General features: G+C 45.9%; 12 protein-coding genes. 7 read left to right on the forward strand and 5 right to left on the reverse strand.

The genetic code is table 11. From position 1 onward, the window contains the following. Window positions 1-118 precede the first annotated feature (118 nt). Window positions 119-2,359 carry a hybrid sensor histidine kinase/response regulator gene (locus tag OU814_RS21995; protein WP_268242099.1) on the forward strand — a complete coding sequence of 747 codons (2,241 nt, stop codon included), beginning with the start codon at window positions 119-121 and terminating at the stop codon, window positions 2,357-2,359. 57 nt (window positions 2,360-2,416) lie between these two features. Further along, entirely contained in the window at window positions 2,417-4,780 is a 2,364-nt protein-coding gene (locus tag OU814_RS22000) for a glycoside hydrolase family 65 protein (protein ID WP_268242100.1), read from the forward strand. 135 nt (window positions 4,781-4,915) lie between these two features. Here the strand turns inward: OU814_RS22000 and OU814_RS22005 are convergent, their stop codons facing one another. Then, window positions 4,916-6,421, reverse strand: a complete 1,506-nt coding sequence (locus tag OU814_RS22005) for an adenylate/guanylate cyclase domain-containing protein (RefSeq protein ID WP_268242101.1) — start codon at window positions 6,419-6,421, stop codon at window positions 4,916-4,918. A 177-nt stretch (window positions 6,422-6,598) separates the two neighbouring features. Between OU814_RS22005 and OU814_RS22010 the strand changes: the two genes are divergently transcribed. From OU814_RS22010 to OU814_RS22025, 4 genes are all read left to right on the forward strand, one after another. Next, a complete protein-coding gene (locus OU814_RS22010; RefSeq protein ID WP_268242102.1) occupies window positions 6,599-10,120 on the forward strand; it encodes an NB-ARC domain-containing protein in 3,522 nt (1,173 codons plus the stop codon). Window positions 10,121-10,373: 253 nt separating this feature from the next. Beyond that, entirely contained in the window at window positions 10,374-11,990 is a 1,617-nt protein-coding gene (locus OU814_RS22015) for a B12-binding domain-containing radical SAM protein (RefSeq protein WP_268242103.1), read from the forward strand. 37 nt (window positions 11,991-12,027) lie between these two features. Continuing rightward, window positions 12,028-12,255 carry an addiction module protein gene (locus tag OU814_RS22020; protein ID WP_268242104.1) on the forward strand — a complete coding sequence of 76 codons (228 nt, stop codon included), beginning with the start codon at window positions 12,028-12,030 and terminating at the stop codon, window positions 12,253-12,255. Next, a complete protein-coding gene (locus OU814_RS22025) occupies window positions 12,252-12,560 on the forward strand; it encodes a type II toxin-antitoxin system RelE/ParE family toxin (RefSeq protein WP_268242105.1) in 309 nt (102 codons plus the stop codon). Before OU814_RS22020 ends, OU814_RS22025 begins: the two co-directional genes overlap by 4 nt. Window positions 12,561-12,653: 93 nt before the next feature. Here OU814_RS22025 and OU814_RS22030 read toward each other — a convergent pair whose 3' ends face one another. Then, complete coding sequence (locus tag OU814_RS22030; RefSeq protein WP_268242106.1) at window positions 12,654-13,079, reverse strand: type II toxin-antitoxin system VapC family toxin; 426 nt, start codon at window positions 13,077-13,079, stop codon at window positions 12,654-12,656. Next, window positions 13,069-13,308 carry a hypothetical protein gene (locus OU814_RS22035; RefSeq protein ID WP_268242107.1) on the reverse strand — a complete coding sequence of 80 codons (240 nt, stop codon included), beginning with the start codon at window positions 13,306-13,308 and terminating at the stop codon, window positions 13,069-13,071. The genes OU814_RS22030 and OU814_RS22035 overlap by 11 nt, the downstream gene beginning before the upstream one ends. Between OU814_RS22035 and OU814_RS22040 the strand changes: the two genes are divergently transcribed. Then, window positions 13,308-13,433 carry a hypothetical protein gene (locus OU814_RS22040; RefSeq protein ID WP_268242108.1) on the forward strand — a complete coding sequence of 42 codons (126 nt, stop codon included), beginning with the start codon at window positions 13,308-13,310 and terminating at the stop codon, window positions 13,431-13,433. The two genes, OU814_RS22035 and OU814_RS22040, sit on opposite strands and share 1 nt — an antisense overlap. A 4-nt stretch (window positions 13,434-13,437) precedes the next feature. Here OU814_RS22040 and OU814_RS22045 read toward each other — a convergent pair whose 3' ends face one another. Next, window positions 13,438-16,023, reverse strand: coding sequence for a tetratricopeptide repeat protein (locus OU814_RS22045; RefSeq protein ID WP_268242109.1), 2,586 nt, complete (start codon window positions 16,021-16,023; stop codon window positions 13,438-13,440). A 2-nt stretch (window positions 16,024-16,025) separates the two neighbouring features. Next, the gene (locus OU814_RS22050; RefSeq protein WP_268242110.1) at window positions 16,026-17,627 is read right to left on the reverse strand and encodes an AAA-like domain-containing protein; all 1,602 of its coding nucleotides are present in this window, start codon (window positions 17,625-17,627) and stop codon (window positions 16,026-16,028) included. Window positions 17,628-17,699 lie beyond the last annotated feature (72 nt).

Below are 17,699 nucleotides of genomic sequence, written 5' to 3' on the forward strand. Positions count from 1 at the left end.
TTTAGACCGATGATCAGATACTAAACTTTAGCAAACTATAATTAAGATCCGTCTCAAGAGATATCCGGTCATCGGCACTTCTCCGTAGAATAGAGCCTGCTCAAAATGTGCCCATTGAATGAACGCTCGACCCTCTAGGCAGTCCTGGCAGCCTCTTTTGCTTGGTGCAGGAATTCTTATTCTGTCCCATTACGCAGCGTTACTGTTTCGTGTACAGCCTGCGGTTTCACTCTGGTTTCCACCTTCAGGGGTTGCAGTGACGCTAGCAATTTGGTTCGGAATGCCTGCTGTGATCCTCACTGGAATTGTTTCAACTCTAGTCGCGCCACTTTGGGGAAATCACGGTTGGAGCCAATTTGCGGGTTTGATAGATGGCGTAGAACCTTTCCTAGCCTGGTGGCTTTATCGGCGGGTTTGGCAGCGATCTCTGTCACTTGATCGCGTAAAAGATGTCAGCGTCTTTGTCTTGAGTGCTCCTACTGTCGCCTGTGCTAGTTCTGCAATCTGTGGAACTTTGACCTTAGCCACGATTGGAAATTTACCTTGGGGGAGGGTTTTAAGCACAATCCCACACTGGTGGTTAGGCAATGCGATCGGAACGATGACCATCGCGCCGCTGGCGATATTGACCTTAAACCCAGTACTGCAACACTGGAGATGGCTTCCAGAGAGCGAACTTCCAGCCAAAAGTGCTTCTGATCCGTGCAACTCTTCTCGCTTTCGAGCCGAGAAAATTGCAATTTTTGGCATGAGTATCGCGATCGCAATGTTGAGTGTCTGGCAAACGAGCCATAACGGATTTGCGTTTCAGCAGTTTGCTTTTCTCAACTTTATTCCAATCCTCTGGACAGCTTTGCGCTTCGGAGCTATTGGCAGTATAGCAACGGCAAGCTTCTGTGTGATTGCTGCTCTACTGAGCTATATCCTGAAGTATCCTAATGCTTTAATCTTACAAAATTTCCCAATTGATCCCGATGTTCTCACCGTTCATAAGCTCAGTTTGCTCACTCAATGCGCGATCGCTTTATTGACTGGAACTGCAATTACTCAGCAAACTCAAACCCAAGTCAAACTCGCAATCTCTCAAGTACAACTTGCAGAATATGCAGCCCGATCGCGTTTAGCTGAGATTTTAGAGCAAACAAATGCCCAATTAAAACAGGCGAATCATGAAAAAGATGAGTTGCTCGTGCGAGAGAAAATGGCGCGATCGCAAGCCGAAGCTGCAAATCAGGTCAAAGATGAATTTTTAGCTATCGTCTCACACGAGCTACGCACTCCACTCAATCCAATTCTCGGTTGGTCGAAGCTATTACAAACCGGAAAGCTCGATCCAGCAACCACCGAGAAAGCATTGGAAACAATTTCCCGAAATGCCAAGCTACAATCCCAGTTAATCGAAGACTTACTTGATGTTTCTCGGATTTTGCGCGGCAAGTTAATTTTGCGAGAAATAGAGCTAGATTTGAGTTTAGTTATTCGATCTGCGATCGAGACAGTTCGCTTATCGGCAGAAGCAAAAGCACTTGCTCTAACTTTCACGCAGACGAATGCAGCGTCCAAAGTTTTAGTTTACGGGGATCCAAATCGATTGCAGCAAGTCATCGTCAATTTGCTGACAAATGCGATTAAGTTCACACCTGAACATGGACAAATCGAAGTTCTCTTAGACTGTACCGCAACCCATGTGCAAATTCGGGTCAGTGATACGGGAAAGGGCATTCACCCAGAGTTTCTCCCTTATGTCTTTGAGCGATTTCGTCAGGAAGACAATGGCACAACTCGCAATTTTGGTGGATTGGGATTAGGACTCGCAATTGTGCGCCATCTCGTCGAGTTGCATCATGGACAAGTCGAAGCGAAAAGTGAAGGACTCGATCAAGGTGCAACATTTGTGATCACACTACCGATCGCAAATGCAAATTCTGAAATGTTGCCCGAACCCATTCCATCCACACCAGAATTCACTCCCGTTTTAGAAGGCAGAAAGATTTTAGTCATTGATGATGAGGCAGATACCAGAGAGCTACTCCAGTTCTTTCTGGAATCCCAGCACGCGATCGTCATCTCTACTGCCTCGGCGCAAGCCGCGATCGCCCAACTGAAACCCTTTCAGCCGGATCTCATCATCAGTGACATCAGTATGCCAGAGATGGATGGCTATCAGTTTATGCGTCAAGTTCGCCAATCTCATCGTATTCCGGCGATTGCCTTAACCGCGAATGTGCGCGAAGAAGATCGGCTTAGCGCGATCGCGGCAGGGTTCGATGCTCATTTAGCAAAACCGATTGTGATCGAAGATCTGTTAACTGAGATTGAGAACCTTCTGGATTCCTTTCATTCTGCCTTTAGAGAGTGACATTCTCACAACACAATTCGTTACACATAGGGTTGTCCAATTTGAAACGATTAACCCATGCTCCAGCGCCAACCCTTTCATCCCCCGACACATATTTATCCCGCCGACGCTTGGAGATGGGTTGAAACAAAGTTCGCCCCTGATTTTTTAGAGCAGATGGAAACTTTGTTTTCGACCGCAAATGGTTACTTAGGAATGCGCGGAACGTGTGATGAAGGTGATCCCGTTTGGCAAAATAGTACCTTAATCAATGGTTTCTATGAAACCTCGCAGATTGAATATGCTGAGGAAGCCTATGGTTATGCAAAAACCGGGCAAACCATCGTCAATGTCGCAGATAGTAAAACCATTAGGCTCTACGTTGATGATGAGCCGTTCTATCTCCCGACTGCCCATTTATCGCAGTATGAACGCGCCTTAGATATGCGATCGGGAACGCTCGATCGCACAATCATTTGGGAAACGTCATCGGGAAAACAAGTGAAGATTCGCTCTCGTCGATTCGCCTCGTTTGAGCATCGCCATCTTGCGGCGATTTCTTACGAAGTGACGGTTCTCAATGCCAATGCCCCGATCGTACTGTCTTCAGAAGTTTGTTATGATCCCACGCCTTCTAGCAATACAAATGATCCTCGCCTCACCAAAGGTTTCAAAGAACGGGTTTTATTACCAGAGCATCACTTCTGCGAGAAGCAGCGCATCTTACTCAGCCATCGCACTCGCAATAGTCAAATGAGTGTCACCTGTGGGATTGATCATATTTTTGAAACGGGATGCTCTTATCTCTATGAAGCACAAGCTTCTGAAGATAAAGGTAAAGTTGTGTTCAGTGTGGATGCTCAAGCAGGTGTACCAATCCGATTGATCAAACTGATTACCTATCACACAGGTCAGCGTGCTTCTGCTCAAGAATTGTGCGATCGCTCAAATCGTGCCCTCGATCGTGCGCTCAGACAAGGCTTTGATCAACTCTTAGCCAGTCAGTATGATTACTTGAATGATTTTTGGCAGCGCAGTGATGTGCAAATCGAAGGACATCCAGATGCACCAGATTCAACCGAGAAAATGCAGCAAGTGCTGCGGTTTAATCTCTTTCACATTTTGCAGGCTTCGGCGCGATCGCAAGATGCTGGAGTTGCGGCGAAGGGGTTAACTAGCCAAGCTTACGAAGGGCATTATTTCTGGGATATGGAAATCTATGTTTTGCCGTTCTTGATCTACACCTCGCCACAGATTGCGAAGAACTTGCTGCGGTTTCGATACAACATGTTGCAGCAAGCGCGATCGCGGGCGAAACAAGTGAGTCAAGCGGGAGCCTTATTTCCTTGGAGAACAATCAATGGTGAAGAAGCATCTGGGAACTATGCAGCCGGAACTGCCCAGTATCACATCAATGCTGACATTATGTATGCGCTGAAGAAGTATATCGAAGCGACTGGAGATGAAGAGTTTCGTTTCCGAGAAGGCGCAGAGATGCTAGTTGAAACAGCACGAATGTGGTATAGCTTAGGGTTCTTTTCACCACGCAAAGGAGATCAATTCTGCATCAATGGTGTGACTGGACCTGATGAGTACAACACTGTGGTCAATAACAATGCCTATACGAATTTGATGGCGCGTGAGAATCTGTGGTATGCCGCTGAAACAATTGAAACGTTGCGAGACAAGAATGCAGAACAATTTCAGGCTTTAGTACATCTAACTCATCTCGATTTGGCTGAAGTAGAGTGTTGGCGAAAGGCTGCTGATCGTATGTATCTGCCTTATGATCAATCGCGAGGAATTCACTTACAGCATGATGGTTTTCTCGATGATGAAGTTTGGGATTTCGAGAATACACCTCCTGACAAATACCCTTTATTGCTGCATTTTCATCCCCTCGTGATCTATCGCCATCAGGTGATCAAACAAGCCGATGTTGTGCTTGCTATGTTTTTACTAGGACACGAATTTTCACAAGAGCAGAAACGCCGCAATTTTGACTATTATGATCCGCTCACAACAGGTGACTCTTCTTTATCAGTCTGTATTCAAAGCATCCTTGCTGCTGAAATTGGATACATGGATGAAGCGATCGAATATGCAGCCTATGCGAGCTTAATGGACTTAGGCAATGTCGCGGGCAATGTGAAAGATGGCTGTCATATTGCAGCAATGGGCGGAACTTGGATGATTCAAGTGTATGGTTTTGCAGGACTCCGCGATGATGACGGGCGACTATCCTTTCATCCTAGGCTGCCGAAGATCATTCAACGCCTGCGATTTCCCCTAACGGTGCGAGGTCAGCGATTATGGGTTGAGATGCATGACAAGACAGCAACTTATCTCCTGCAAAACGGACAGGGATTATCGATCGAGCATCAAGGCAAAGTGCTAGAGCTAAGTGAAGGTCATCCTGTCTCCGTCGAAATTGAAGTTTGAAAACGGTGATAGGGCGGCTCTGTTTGAGTTGTGAATGCTGAAAAGAGTAGGGGGTAGGGAGTAGGAAGTAGAGAGCTACCAAGAAACCAATTCCCTACTCCCCACTCCACAACCAATTCAGGACTACTAAAGTTCTCAAACTATCGGCTTATCTTTGGGAAGAAAGAGATTGTAGCGACCTCTAATCCCATAGACATCATAGATAGTAATCGGGTTCTCAAACCCTTTCGGATGAACCTGTTTCTCGCCCATAATTTGCACATTCTGACCTAAAGCCTGACGGGTCTGCTCAGAAATTAGAATTTGCCCACCTTGGGTATAAGACTCGATCCGATAGGTCAAATTCACAGAACTGCCGACGACTCCATACTTCGTCCGTTTTTCAGACCCAATGTTCCCAACAATGACTTCTCCGGTATTGATACCAATTCCCATTTCTAGCTGAGGTAAATTTAAGGCTTGTAGCTTCTCATTGACCAATCCCATTGTCAGTTGCATCGCGCAGGCACAGGCAACGGCTCGCAGCGCATCATCAGCTTGAGACAGAGGCGCACCAAACAGCACTAAGATGCCATCTCCCATAAATTCATCGATCGTGCCTTGATACTGGTTAATCACTTCTGCCATATCTTCAAGGTACAAATTCAGAATCTCAATCACTTTTTCGGGAGGTAAGCGCTCTGAGAGTGTACTAAAGCCTCGCAGATCAGAAGTCAAAATCGTAATCGTTCGCCGATCCCCACCTAACTTTAGTCCGGTCGGTTGATCGAGTAACGTGCCAACAACCGCATCGCTTAAGTAACGTCCAAAGACTTGACGAATCAGACTATTGCGTTTCTCTAAATCTGTATTTGCCTGAGCGAGATCAAAGGTTCGTTCTCGCACTCGCTGTTCTAGCTCTTTTGCTGTTTGTCGCAATCGTCCTACAACCAAAGTTAAACCCGATAGTCCGATGACCGACATGCTGCCTAGCATCGCAAAGGTTCCTTGCAGATTGCGATTGACTTTCTCGACAAATTGATCCAGCGGTTGGCGAATCTCCCAGACTCCAGCAACATCACCGACTGCCCAATCTTTTTTCGGGCTTTGCTGATGCGTATTGTGGCACTCAACGCAGGTTTGCTTCATGATGCTGGCTTCACCGTAAAACAGGGTGGTATGCCCATCTTTTCGCTCAAATCGCACAAAGGGCGATCGCGGAGTTTTCTGCAAAAATGCGATCGCATCTTTTTCCAATGCATCGGCTTGCCTCGCACCCCGCCACGGAAATGGATACTCGCTGAACAAGCGCACCACCATTTCTGGATTCTTTTCGCTGATTTGATTTCCCAGTTCGAGAGCGAACGTTGAGGGCAAAGGAATACCTCCAGACTGGTTCAGATAAGCATGAGTCACAGTAATGCCTTTCACAGGTTTAGCACGATCAGCAGCAGAATCGCTGTAGAGCGCGATCGCTTGTTGAAAAGACTGGGCATGTAGAGCGGCATTTTGGATTGCTTGGGACTCGATCAAGTTCGTGGACAAGCGAGACATATTTGCCAGCGCGATTCCGGCTCCGAGACAAAGCAGAAGTGCCAAAACCAGCACAATTCGTTTGAGAAGAAATCGAAAAAATCGATTCCAAAGCATTGCCAATATCATGACGGTTGAAGGCGAATGGGCATCTTATACTTAAATTGTTACTGGTTGTGATGTCAGGATTACGGATCACACCAGCAGTTTAAAGAATATCTTGCGAAATGCCGCAACTATTTTGTTTGATTTTTGATGAGAGAGGTCTTAAGTTCATGTCAGGGATAAATTCATCAGTTTGACAGCATGGATATTGACGCAACACTAGCCTTTACTGATCGACTTGTGTTTGAAAAAATTGGCATACATCTGAACGATCTGCAATTGGCAATGCTGCGATCGTCTTGGTCGTGGGAGCGTCAAAGTTATGACCAAATTGCTGATACTTATGGCTATTCAGGAACTTATCTAAAACACGATGTTGGTCCAAAACTTTGGAAATTGTTGTCAGAAGTTCTGGGTGAAAAAGTCAATAAAACCAGTTTTCGAGCCGCGATCGAGCGACGCTTTCAATCTCAAGAACAGAGACAACCAGTCATTAGCAAACAAATCATTCAAGCTCAAGATTGGGGCGATGCTGTCGATGTGAGTTTTTTTTGTGGGCGAGAGCATGAGCTATCTCAGTTACAGCAGTGGATTTGTGAGGATCAATGCCGCTTGATCTCGATTGTTGGGATCGGCGGGATGGGTAAAACTTTGCTCTCGGTGAAGCTTGCAAAACAGCTCCAAAACCAGTTCGACTGGATTATTTGGCGATCGCTCAGAAATGCTCCATCTGTGCAGGAATTGCTGCTAGACGTGATTCAGGTGTTATCTAGTGAAGCAATTTCTAATCAGCGAGATGTGACGATTTCTCGATTATTGCAAGAAATGCGATCGCGACGCTGTTTGCTCGTACTGGACAATGTTGAAACCGTTCTGCAAGGGAATCAGTATCGCAGTGGCTATGAGCAATATGGAGAATTGTTTCGGCAGCTTGGAGAAACGATTCATCAGAGTTGTAGTGTGCTGACGAGCCGCGAGAAACCTTATGAAATTGGTATGCTAGAAGGCAATGTGCTACCTGTGCGATCGCTGATGTTGCGCGGCTTAACGCTTGCAGCGGGACAGCAGCTTTTGCAAATTAAGGGAACCTTTCGCGGCACAGAGACGGACTGGAGCCGATTGATCGCCGGATATTCAGGCAATCCCTTAGCCTTGAAAATGATTTCCACGACGATTCAGAATTTATTTGATGGACAATTAGCGGATTTTCTCAGCCAGGATGCTTGGGCATTAGGTAATATTCGATCGCTGATCGAGCAACAATTTCAGCGGCTCTCAGAGTCCGAAAAAACGGTGATGGATTGGCTAGCAGTGTACCGTGAGCCAGTTTCATTTTCAGAACTCAAAGCTGACATATTTCCGCCGCTTTCAGTGCAGCGATTGATCGAGATTTTAGAACTCCTAGAGCAACGCTCTTTAATCGAAAAGGTGAATGCGAAATTTTCGCTCCAGCCTGTGATCATGGAATACGTGACTGATTGCTTGGTTGAAAAAATTTGCCAAGAAATTCAAACCGGAGAGCTGCTCCGCTTAAAAACTCACGCATTGCTCAAACCCCAAGCTAGTGATGATGTTCGAGAGGCTCAAATTCGATTGAGTTTGCAGCCTGTAATCTCGACTTTACAAGCAAATTCTCCAGGGAACATCGAGCATCTTTTGGTCGATAGAATTCACCAACTTCAAGATAATCCCGTATCAGATATCGGCTATGCAGGTGGAAATCTCTTAAATTTACTTTGTCAGCTCCAACCTCGGCTGAAGCATCATGACTTATCTGATTTAGCAATTTGGCAAGCAGATTTCCGCCAGGTGAATCTCGATCGAGTAAACTTAGCAAATTCTGATCTCAGTCGTTCTGCATTTGCAGACACATTGGGCGTGGTCTTTACGGTTGCTTTTAGTCCCGATGGTACTCAGTTAGCTACAGGCGATGCTGAAGGAGGATTGCGGCTTTGGCAAGTTTCTTCTGGAGAACCGTTATTGAATCTTTCAGGACATCGGGGCTGGGTTTGGGCAGTTGCTTTTAGTCCTGATGGAAGCTTGCTAGCAAGTTGTAGCAGCGATAAAACAATTCGAGTCTGGCAAGTCGAGACTGGTGAATGTTTACAAGTTCTTCGAGGTCATACTAGCGCGATTTGGTCTGTTGCTTTTAGCGCAGATGGAACTACGATCGCAAGTGGTGGCGATGAGCCGACTGTTCAACTGCGAAACGTTAAAACAGGAGAATGCTACCAAGTTTTAACGGGTCATACGGGTCGAATTCTTTCGGTTGCATTTAGCGCGGATGGTCAGTATTTAGCGAGTGGCAGCGATGACCGAACTGTGCGAATTTGGGCTATGCAGAGTGGCGAATGTCAGGCAATTTATCAGCAACATCGCGATCGCATTTGGTCAGTTTCGTTTAGTCCTGATGGTCAACTGCTGGCTAGCGGAAGCGCGGATCATACAATTCGATTATGGGCATTAGAAACGGGTGAATGTTTGAAGGTCTTGAGTGAACATCGCGATCGAGTGCGATCAATTACTTTTAGCTCAGATTCTCAACGGTTAGTCAGTAGTAGCGATGATCAAACCATTAAAGTTTGGGATATCCACACTGGGCAATGTGTGCAAACACTCAAGGGGCACACAAATTCTGTCTTCTCAGTGGCGTTCAATCAGTTAATTGCCAGCGGTAGTACTGACCATACTGTTAAGCTTTGGGACACTACCACAGGTCGCTGTTTAAAGACCCTCACAGGCTATACAAACTCTATCTTTTCGGTCGCATTTCATCCAGATGGGCAATTGCTCGCGAGCGGGAGTACAGATCGCACCCTTCGGCTCTGGTCAATCCAGTCAGGAACTTGCTCGAAAACGCTACGAGGACATCAAGATTGGGTCACTTCAGTCACCTTTCATCCGAACGGAGAATGGGCTGCGAGTAGTAGTCTCGATCGAACTGTTCGGATTTGGTCAGTTGCAACCGGGGAATGCCTCAAACAATTACAAGGACACTCAAATTGGGTACAGTCTGTAGCATTTAGTCCGAATGGTCAGATCTTAGCGAGCGGCAGCGATGATCAAACGATTCGGCTCTGGTCGGTCAAAACTGGACAATGCTTGGAGGTTTTAACCGGACATTCGAGTTGGATTTGGGCAGTTACTTTTAGTTCAGATGGCTCAGTGATTGCGAGTAGTAGTGATGATCAAACGATTCGGATTTGGTCAGTGGAAGCAGCAGAGTGCTTGCATGTGTTACAGGGACATACAGGACAAATTCAAGCGATCGCGTTTAGTCCAGACGGAACGTTACTTGCCAGCGGCAGTGGAGATGAAACCGTCAGAGTTTGGAATGTTCAAACCGGGGAATGTGTGCAGATCTTACAGGGACACGAAAACAATGTCTGGACAGTTGCTTTCAGTTTAGATGGTCGTTTTTTAGCAAGTGGAAGCTTAGATCAAACCGTGAAACTCTGGGAAACTGAGCATTTTGCTTGTGCGAAAACACTGCCGATTTTGATGCATTCGGTCAGATCCTCGATCGCGTTTCGTCCAGGCGAAACAATGACTATCGCAACTGGAAGCCATGATGGAACAGTTCGGATGTGGGATTTGCAAGATGCACAGTGTTTGCAGACCTTCATTCCTGATCGACCCTATGAAGGGACAAATATTCGGGGAGTAACCGGAATTACTTCTGCGCAGAGATTAGCGCTGAAAGCATTAGGCGCAACAGATTAATTCTGCTAACATCAAGCGTGCAGCTAGCTCTACCATTGGTTACTCCTAATCATTAGAGAGAATTTTGCCTCTACCCTTCGGAAGATATTAAGTCTATCAATGCACCTTTCGTTCCTGATTTCAGTAGGTCAGTTTGTAGCTAAGACAACTTGAAGCAAAATCGAGTGCTGTATTCGCCAATCAACATTCCAGCATTAACTTGATCCTGCTAATATTCAAACAACCTCAGAAATAAGTTCGGGAGAGATTTGTAATGACAGGTCTGCTTGGGTCACCCAATGCTGTTGCTCCTCAATCCCAAAATACCCGGTATCGTCCGACTACTCATCGCCGTATTCTCTGCGTTTTTCCAAAGTACAGTCGATCTTTTGGCACCTTTCATCATGCCTTTGGATTAAAAGGTGTAAAGGCTTTCATGCCTCCACAGGGACTTTTAATTGTTGCTGCCTATTTGCCTTCAGAATGGGATGTGCGTTTTATTGATGAAAACATTCGACCTGCTTCCCGCGCTGATTATCGTTGGGCAGATGTTGTGATTGTCAGCGGAATGCATATCCAACGCCCACAAATTCAGCACATTAATGCACTTGCTCATCAAGCTGGAAAAATTACTGTGCTAGGTGGTCCCTCAGTTTCAGGCTGTCCAGAATACTATTCTGACTTTGATATCTTGCATCTCGGCGAATTAGGAGATGCTAGCGATCGTATGATCGAATATCTCGATCTCCATCATCAGCGCCCGACTCAGCAAATCCGGTTTGAAACCGTCGATCGCTTACCGCTTGCTGAATTTCCCACACCTGCCTATGACAAGCTCAACTTAAATCAATATTTTCTTGCGAACATTCAATACTCCAGTGGTTGTCCCTATCAATGTGAATTCTGCGACATTCCAGCCCTCTATGGTCGCGATCCCCGCTTAAAATCGCCTCAACAAGTGCTCCGAGAACTAGATGCCATGCTAGAGGCTGGAAATCCTGGAGCCGTTTACTTTGTCGATGACAATTTTGTTGGCAATCGTCGAGCCGTTGCAGAACTCCTGCCCCATCTAATTGAATGGCAAAAAACAAACGGTTATCCAGTTCAATTTGCCTGTGAAGCAACGCTGAATCTAGCACAGAGTCCAAAGCTCCTTGAAATGATGCGCGAAGCTTATTTCTGCACCGTTTTCTGCGGCATTGAAACTCCAGAGCCAGAGGCATTACGCGCGATTTCTAAAACGCAAAATCTGAGTATGCCGATGCTCGAAGCAATCAAAACTTTGAATCAATATGGCATGGAAGTTGTTTCAGGGATCATTTTAGGATTCGATACAGATACACCAGAAACGGTCGATCGCATTTTGGAATTTATTGAGCGATCGCAGATTCCGATGCTGACGATCAATCTGCTCTACGCTTTACCAAAAACCCCGCTCTGGAACCGTCTCCAAGCTGAAGGACGCATTGTTTCAGAAGTTGGACGAGAATCGAATATTGACTTTCTCATGCCCTATGAAGAAGTCATTGCAATGTGGAATCGCTGTATTAGTGCAGCTTACGAACCCAACTTTCTGTACGAGCGATTTGCTTATCAATGCCAACACACTTATCCGAATCGGATCAAAGTTCCAAATAGGCCTGCACGCACCTCTCCAGATAAGATTCGTCGAGGGCTAACCATGCTTGCAAAAATCTTGCTCAGAGTGGGAGTTTTTAGTAACTATCGCAAGACATTTTGGCAAATGGCATCACCTGCGTTGAAAAAGACAAAAATCGAGCAAGTGATTCATATCGGTTTAGTCGCTCATCACTTGATTCATTTCACTCAAGAATGTACGAAAGGTGCCGAATCCGCTTCTTTTTATTCTCAAAAACTTCGAGGGAAGTAGTAAGCTAAAGATAAAATCTGGCAGTCGGCTGGTACTCATGAAATCGATCGAGCAAATTACCGAAGAATTGTTGTCACTTCCTAGTGCTTCTAGGGCGCTTTTAGCTGAGAAATTGGTAGAAAGTTTGGAATTTGATACCGATCCAGCGATTCAGAAGGCTTGGACATCAGAGGCAAAGCGGCGGCGGGATGAAGTGAGACGTGGCAAGGTTGAACCGATATCCGGGGAAGATGCTCTCGCTCAAGTCAGATTGCTCCTTGAATGAAATACGCCTTTCATCCTGAAGCACTGGCAGAATACGCTGAGGCAGTTCAGTATTACAATCGGCAACGCCATTACAATCGGCAACGCCCGGAAGTTGCACAGGCTTTTATCAATGCAGTTGAAAATGCAATTTATCGGATTCGGGAATCGCCTGAGAGTTGGAGCGAGATCGAAGAAGATGTGCGGCGTTGTCTGACGCGAAGGTTTCCTTATGGAATTTTATACACGATCGAGGAAGATTACCTTCTTATTCTTGCGGTCATGCACTGTAGTCGAGAACCTGGCTACTGGAAAGAGCGCAGATAACGATTACTCATTAGGCAACGGCACGATCGCTTTTAAATTCCTCCATCTAATGACAAGATATCTTCTGATAAGATTTCAGGCGATCTCACTTCCTCAACCGCTTACTTTTTCACTCGAAACTGAGGTAATTTGCAGTTCTTTGACACGATGCATTGGCTTCGTTGGTCTTTCTGTTGTTATAAATTCTTCTGCCTGAATAGAAATAGCAGCAGCAATATGAAGGGCATCCATTCCTGCTAGACCATAGGTGCAGGCAATTTGCTTTCCGGCTTGAATGATGGCATCAAAATCATTTGCCCAAATTGTGACGGCATTGAAGAAGGTTTCATAAAATTGTGCTTCTTCCGATCGCTGATGATAGATTGCTTTGGGCAGCGTTTCTAGGCGTACAAATTCACTGGATGCGAATTGGATTGCCGGGTTGTTCAGCATTTGAAGCGCGCGAATACCCACTTGATCCAGCCCTCGAAAACCATTGATCAAGACTCCGGAGTCGAGATAGACAAGCTTAAGGCTCACGATATCCGCCCCGTCGCTCTGCCAGTTCTTGTTCGAGTTCTTCTTCGGTGAGTAATTTCATGCCATTTGCGATCGCACGTTGCCGAATCTCCCACAGCTTCTCTGCAAGGGGCGTTTGAGGGATAAATTCGGATTGAGGTTTAAGGGATTGGGCAAGTTTCAGGACTTCTTCTTGAGATTCGGGAGGAAGTTCGCGCCAATATTGTAAAAGCAGTTCTTCTTTGCTCATTGCAGTTTCTCGATTCAAGCGATCGTACTTCTAATTTTACTCAGAATGTTGTGGTGCTGAATACGATCGCTTTCTGGGCAAATCATCTCCGGCATTTGTGCAGCGATCGCAGTTCTTCGGTTTGAGCCTTCACGGGGCTGATTTTTGAATTTTGTCGCGGAGTTCGATCGCCCACTTGAGATTGGGGTCTAGCTCGATCGATCGATTGAGTTGTTCTAAAGCTTCCCGGTTAAGTCCTTGAAGATGGTAAATTTTACCGAGATTAGCGATTGCTCTAGCATATTGCGGGTTGAGTTCGATTGCTTTTTGAAATGCTGCAATTGATTCATCGAACTTGTTTTGCTCACCCAACGTAATTCCTAGATTATTGTAAACCGTGGCATTTTTCGGATCGAATTCAATGGCTTTTCGATAAGCAGTGATGGCTTCATCTAGTTTCTTTTGAGCACGAAACACTTCACCTAAAGCGTTAACAGGGAGAGGATTTTTAGGGTCAAGTTCAGCCGCTTTTTGGAAAGCAGTAATCGCCTCATCAAATTTCTGCTGACTGATCAATACACCGCCTAGATTGTAATAGGCAGCAAAGAAGGAAGGGTCGAGTTCGATAGCTTCTCGATAAGCAGTGGCAGCTTCGTTCAGTTTCTTTTGATAATATAGTGAACTACCTAGACCGCTATAAGGAGCCGCATAAGTGGGGTCAAGTTCGATTGCTTTTCTATATGCATTCATAGCTTCATCAAATTTATTCTGGTCAAGTAGTACACTGCCCAGACCGTTATAAGCAGGCGCATAAGTGGGGTCTAGCGCAATGCCGCTTTGATAAGCAATAATGGCATCATCAAATCTCTTTTGACTATGCATATTACTACCTAAATTCAAAAGATTAATCACAAGGTCTTTTCGCAACCCATTGAACTGAGCTATAAGGCTATTCATTTTAGGAACAAACGCCTGAAAGTCACGCTCTGCATTTTGAGCTTCCTGAATTGCTTGATTTCTTTCCGTCTTGGCAGCTTTAAGCTGCTGACGAACTTTTACAAGTTGCTGCTCTGCTTTTTGCTCAATCTGGATAAGTTTTGACCTAGCTGAATCTACTTCTTTTTCTGTCCGCGCTAATGCCTGCCTTGCTAGTTTCTCATCACCTTTTGCAGTTCTAGCTTCTCGCTCTGCTTGCTGAAAGTTTTCTAATGCCTGACTTGCTTGTCGATTTGTGCTTCTTAATTGAGACTGTGCTGTCTCTACTTGCCGATTCGCAGCATTTGCCCTTTCATGTGCAGCTTTTTCGTTCGTCCTAGCTTCATAGGCAGCTTTCGCAGCCGTGTTTGCCCAGATTCCAGTTCCAGTTGCCACAGCTGCCGCTATCCCGAACAATACACCTGTCAAATTTAACCGTTGTCGTGCTTTCCGGTTTGCTGCCGCCAAAATCTGATTTGCTTCCTGCATGATGCGTTTCTCAGCCGCCTGACTCGCATTCAGAAAATCATAATCTTCATAGCTCAACCGCTTTCCGATCGCCCAAACCAATGTATCTCGCAGTACCTTGCCTGTTAAAAGTTGAGTTTCATCTTGCCTTTCAGAAGTTGTCCAAGCTGTAATTGACGCTGCGTAGGGTCGTAAATTCGCCAGCATCTGCTCAATCCAAGCTTGATCAAACACTTCTGCATAAATCGAGTTATGAACCTTTAGCTTGCCCTGCTGCTCTACCAGCAATCCCGTCAAGCGCAAATCAAGCTCTTCTAGACGTCCCGTTGCTGCCACTTGTCCTAATCTCAAAATTTGCTGATACAGCCCAAGTAATTCTCCTATTTGCTGCTCATCAAACTGTACTCTATTACGAATCGTTCGCAAATGCTCAGGTTCATCCTGCCCTTCCCAATTCTCAATCACACGAGACTGCACCAGAAATTTCACTCGTTCCGCTTCCTGTCCAGCGGGAATCCAATCCGCTTCTGATTGCACAAATTGACAGATTTTTTGAGTCAGAAACGGTTGTCCGCCTGTCCAATCGAGGATAGATTTTAGAACCGCGATCGCATCTTCCGCCTTTCCTTGCAACCCCTGCGCCAATGGTTCTACCTCATGCAGTTGCAACCCTCGCAAATCAATCGATCGACCAATATTAAACGGCGTTCGGCTCTTATCCTGAATCAAATCCGAAGGTGTTGCCACCCCCAACAGCGCAAACGTCAGCCGTCGATATTCTGGATTTTCCGCCCGTTGGTTATAGCAAGTCCGAATCAGCGCAAAGAAATCATCCTTAAAGTCCAGATTCAAGATGCTATCAATCTCATCAATAAAAATCGCGATCGACGACTGCACCTCAACCAGCAATACCTCTTCAATAAACTGACTCAAACGATCAACTGGAGAAGCTTCTGCTCGCTCCTGCCACCAAGTTTTTAGATCGATAGATGTTTTGAACGATCGCGCCAATCGCCGCACTACACCCCAATACCACTCTGATGCCGTGATCCCTCGACTCCCGATCGACGTAATATCAATCTGACTACAAGCGATCCCCTCTGCTTCTAACCTTGCCACTGTTCGCACCCGCAGACTTGACTTGCCCATTTGACGAGAATTCAGCACATAGCAAAACTCTCCAGCTTTGAGTGCCTGATAAAAATCCTCATCCGCCTGCCGCACCCCATAGCTCGGTGCATCCCGATCCAAACTGCCGCCAACTTTGTAGTAGTGATTGGATGTCGTGTTCATGGTTAAGTCTTCAGATGGTCTTGAAAATACGATCGATACAACTCACATCGCGGTCTTGCCTCATTTCCCTGCAACGTAATCAACCCCATACTCTCCAACTTAAAAGCAGGCTCCGCTTCCAACTCGACAGGCTTACTTTTGACAACGACTTGCCGCAATGATTCTACTAACTGCGGATACAGGCGCAAATTCAGCAAATGCCGCCGCAAATGATCACTATAAATTCCCGCTTCCGTTGCTGCCGTTTGCCTCAATTGCTCCAACGTCACATCCTGCCGCCGCAAATGATAAAACGCCTTACGAACTAGATAGGGATGTCCTCCAACCAATGTTGCAACCGCATCAACGACCTCTGCGTGCAATCGATACCGCTGTGCCAAATCCTGAATCTGCGATCGCGTAAACTCCTCCAATTCGACATTTTTGCCCACATTAAACGGTGATTGATTCATATCCAGCGGCACATACGCCTCAGTCGAATGCACAATCACGAGCCGCAATTTCTGCCAATATTCACTATCTGTATCGCCACATCGCGCTGCATCAAACCACGATCGCAACAATCCAAAAAAGTCATCCGCCACTTCCCGATGCGGAAACACCAAATCGACTTCATCCATTGCGATCGCTAACGGCTGATCCAATTCCTCTAGCAAACATTCCAAGAAATAGTAGTAACATTTGTCTTTACTCCCGCCAGTCTTCCAATACTCATCTAGCTGAGACAACCGCTTCAGCCTGCGTCCAACCTGCTCACAAAACCAGCGCAACAACAAATCTAAATCTGAAAAACACTGCCGATCTGCGCGCTGAAAACTAAAAGAAATCGTCTGATAACCTTGTTGCCTTGCGTGATTCAGCGTTCTCGCCATCAGCGAAGTTTTGCCCATCTGTCTCGGTGCTTTGATCCGAATTAACGCTCCAGGCTGCAAAATCTCTCGATAACAATCTGCTTCGATCGTTCCTCGATCGATATACAAATCTGAATCCAGCGCAACAGCTCCTCCAGGTTCTCGATATAGTTCAGGATCAAGCTCTGGTTCAGCGATCGGTAACGGTGGATCGTCTGGATGATTTTGCCGTAATACTGCTGGTTCGTCTTGTTGCTCAGCAATCCACTCAGCATTTGCTCCAATTAACTCCAACACTTCCTGCAAAATCTTCGGCGTATCCTGTTCCGATTTCCATTCCCGTTGCTGAATTCGTTGTAAATATCCTCGTAAGTCATAGTTCAAAGAAGAATCAAACGGAAAATTAACGCGAATTGGTAAGAGAATCGGGCGGTTTTCGCCTCGCGTATCTCTTAACTCTCTGGCGCGCCGTACTTCTTCTGTCACCATTTCACTGACTGCTGACTGAGGTGATAGCAGTAACAGCAAATAGTCACACTGCTGCAATTCGATATCGATTCGGTCTGACCAATTTTCACCCAAGCGAATGCTTTCACCTGCCATAAATGCGGTGTGACCTGAGTCGATGAGCGATCGCTGAAACTCCGCGGCCAAGGATTTATCTGGATCTTGGCTTCGGTAGCTAATGAAAATGCGACGTGACACCGTATCAGCTTGACGCTGAACCGATTTTGTTGACTTTCTGGGAGGCACAGGCAGGACAAAACAGTGGGCTATTTATTTTTTACCACTGTCTCTCCGCGTTTTTCCTTATCTATAGAATCT

The sequence above is a fragment of the Leptolyngbya sp. GGD genome, from assembly GCF_026735145.1.
GTDB classification, from domain to species: domain Bacteria; phylum Cyanobacteriota; class Cyanobacteriia; order Leptolyngbyales; family Leptolyngbyaceae; genus Leptolyngbya; species Leptolyngbya boryana.